This is a genomic window from Nocardioides sp. (assembly GCF_034670285.1).
Taxonomy (GTDB): Bacteria; Actinomycetota; Actinomycetes; order Propionibacteriales; family Nocardioidaceae; genus Nocardioides.
The window spans coordinates 1-2764 of sequence record NZ_JAXMNS010000461.1; the positions used below are offsets into that span (position 1 = coordinate 1).

Genomic DNA, 2764 nt, shown 5'->3' on the forward strand with positions numbered 1-2764 from the left:
GTCGAACTCGGGAGCGAGGATGTCGCACTGCTTGATCGGGGTGCAGTAGCGCGAGTTGGGGTGGCTGGAGAGGAAGTCGGACTCCGGGGTCCAGTCCTCGCCCTTCCACGACTTCGCGGTGGCCGGCGGGTTCTCCAGGCCCTCCCACCAGACGTCGCCGTCCGGGGTGAGTGCGACGTTGGTGAAGACCGAGTTGCCCTTGTTGATGGTCTTCATCGCGTTGGGGTTGGTGTGCTCGTTGGTGCCCGGCGCGACGCCGAAGAAGCCGAACTCGGGGTTGACCGCCCAGAGGCGACCGTCCTCACCGATGCGCATCCAGGCGATGTCGTCGCCGATGGCCTCGACCTTCCAGCCCGGGATGGTCGGCTCGAGCATCGCGAGGTTGGTCTTGCCGCACGCGCTGGGGAACGCCGCGGCGACGTACTTGGTGACACCGGCGGGGCTGGTGAGCTTGAGGATGAGCATGTGCTCGGCCAGCCAGCCCTCGTCGCGCGCCATGACGGAGGCGATGCGCAGGGCGTAGCACTTCTTGCCGAGCAGGGCGTTGCCGCCGTAGCCGGAGCCGAAGGACCAGATCGTGCGCTCCTCGGGGAACTGCACGATGTACTTGGTGTCGTTGCACGGCCACGACACGTCGGCCTGGCCCTCGGCGAGCGGCATGCCGACCGAGTGGACGGCCTGCACGAACTTGGCGTCGAGCTCGGTGATCTTGTCGAGGACGTGGGTGCCCATGCGGGCCATCACGCGCATCGAGGCGGTGACGTAGGCGGAGTCGGTGAGCTCGATGCCGAACATCGGCGACTCGGCCTCGAGGTGACCCATCACGAAGGGGATGACGTACATCGTGCGGCCCTTCATGCAGCCGGCGTACAGCCCGCGCATCTTGGCCTTCATCTCCGAGGGGTCCATCCAGTTGTTGGTGGGCCCGCAGTCCTTCTCGTCGACCGAGCAGATGTAGGTGCGGTCCTCGACGCGCGCGACGTCGATCGGGTCGCTGGCGGCGTAGAAGGAGTTCGGCTTGATCGCCGGGTTGAGGCGGGTGAAGGTCCCGGTGCCCTCGAGGGCGGCGGTGAGCTGCTCCCACTCCTCGTCCGAGCCGGTGCACCAGTGGATGGCGTCCGGCTGGGTCATCTCAGCAACCTCGGTGACGAAGTCGATGATGCCCTGGTGGGTGGTGGGGAACTCGGTAACATCCTGCGTGGCGGTCATGCCATCGTCCTTCGGTCTCGCGACGAGATAGTCGTGGAGCAGTGGGATCGCGCGGCGTCATTGCAGGCGCCTCGAGAGCGTAACGGCGCCCCTGCGGACAGGCCTATTGGATCGTTCAACGACTCGTGACCCAGGCCACACTCGGCCGGCATGCGCACCCGATTTAGCCCTGGCGGCTGACCTCGGCTATTCTCGTCCAGTCTTCGCGGCACTGCTGCGGGACATGCGCCTGTAGCTCAACGGATAGAGCATCTCACTACGGATGAGAAGGTTTGGGGTTCGAATCCCTACAGGCGCACCGATTGATCAGGCCCGGTCCAGGTGACCGGGCCTGATCCGTTTTTCCCGCTCCTCAGAGGTGGCGGCCGAGCGGCGCCGTAACGAAAACCGGGACTCGTAGTTGGACTGGTGTCTCCCCTGACAGTACGGACGGCTCGCCGGGACCACTCGGCGCCGCACGTGATCGCTCGGGACCGCCGCGGGGGACACGTGCCGTCATCCCCGACCCTGGAGCCTCACCCGTGCCTCACCGCGCCCGCTTGTCGATCGTCGCCGCCTTGAGCGTCCTTCTCCCCGCCATTGCTCTGGTGACGCCGGCGTCGGCGGCAGACGAGGACCCGATCTCGGCGTACGCGCCCGCTCGTGAGTCGCACGTGCGCGCGTTCCCGAGCCAGGTGCGGATCGTGTTCCGGCAGAGCATCACGGTCGCCTCGTCGATCGCGCTGAGCGGTCCGAACGGCGCGATTCCGTGCGTTCAGACGTCGCCGACGCCTGCGTTCCCGGAGAGCAACGTGGTGGCGTGCCGTCCGACGTCCGCCTCGGCGGGCGGCGCTCTCGACGGCGTCTACACCGTCGGGCTCGAGGGGGTCTACGCGAACGGCGATCCGACGTACGAGGAGACCTACACCTTCGTCGTCGACACTGTGACGCCCCCGGCCCCGACCGGTCTCGTGGCGTCCGTCGACCCTTACCTCTCCGACAGCGGCGACCTCGTCATCTCCGGCACCACCGAGACCAAGACCGACACGGTCTTCGTGACGGTGGGGGACGGCGAGCGGACCGTCACCGCGAGCAACGGGCTCACCAAAGCAACGGATGACTCCCGTGACTTCAACATCGTCGTTGAGGCCGCGGACGTCGCCACGCTCGCCGACGGTGAGCTCACCGTCACGGCCCGCAGCCGCGACCGTGCCGTCAACGACGGGCCGACGGCCGAGATCACGATGATCAAGGACACCGCCACCCCGTCCGTGGTCGCCACCGACCCCGCCGACGACGCCGAGGTCCCCGGCTCGGAGCTCGACTACGTCGTCACTGCCTCGGAGGCCCTCGACGACACCAGCAGTGTGCGGCTCTTCGACAGCGCTGACGCCCAGGTCGAGGCCGACGTGGTCGTCGCCGGCGAGACCGTCACCGCTTCGCCGTCCGCGACGCTGCCCGACGGCGCCTACCGCGCCGAGATCGACCTCGTCGACACTGCAGGCAACGCCGCCGAGACCGAGACCCGGACCTTCCGGGTCGACAACAGCGGCCTGCCCTCCACGACCGCGCGGCT

General features: G+C 67.9%; 2 protein-coding genes and 1 tRNA gene. 2 read left to right on the forward strand and 1 reads right to left on the reverse strand.

Annotation, left to right across the window (positions count from 1 at the left end; translation table 11 throughout):
* Nucleotides 1–1209, reverse strand: a 1209-nt coding sequence (locus tag VOI19_RS17650; RefSeq protein ID WP_323794257.1) for a phosphoenolpyruvate carboxykinase (GTP), incomplete at its 3' end; no start/stop codon positions are given.
* Nucleotides 1210–1434: 225 nt separating this feature from the next.
* On the opposite strand from VOI19_RS17650, the gene VOI19_RS17655 reads away from it, so the two are divergent.
* Nucleotides 1435–1507 (forward strand) — tRNA-Arg (locus tag VOI19_RS17655).
* 259 nt (nt 1508–1766) lie between these two features.
* On the forward strand, nt 1767–2764 hold a 998-nt coding region (locus VOI19_RS17660), incomplete at its 3' end, for a copper resistance protein CopC (protein WP_323794258.1).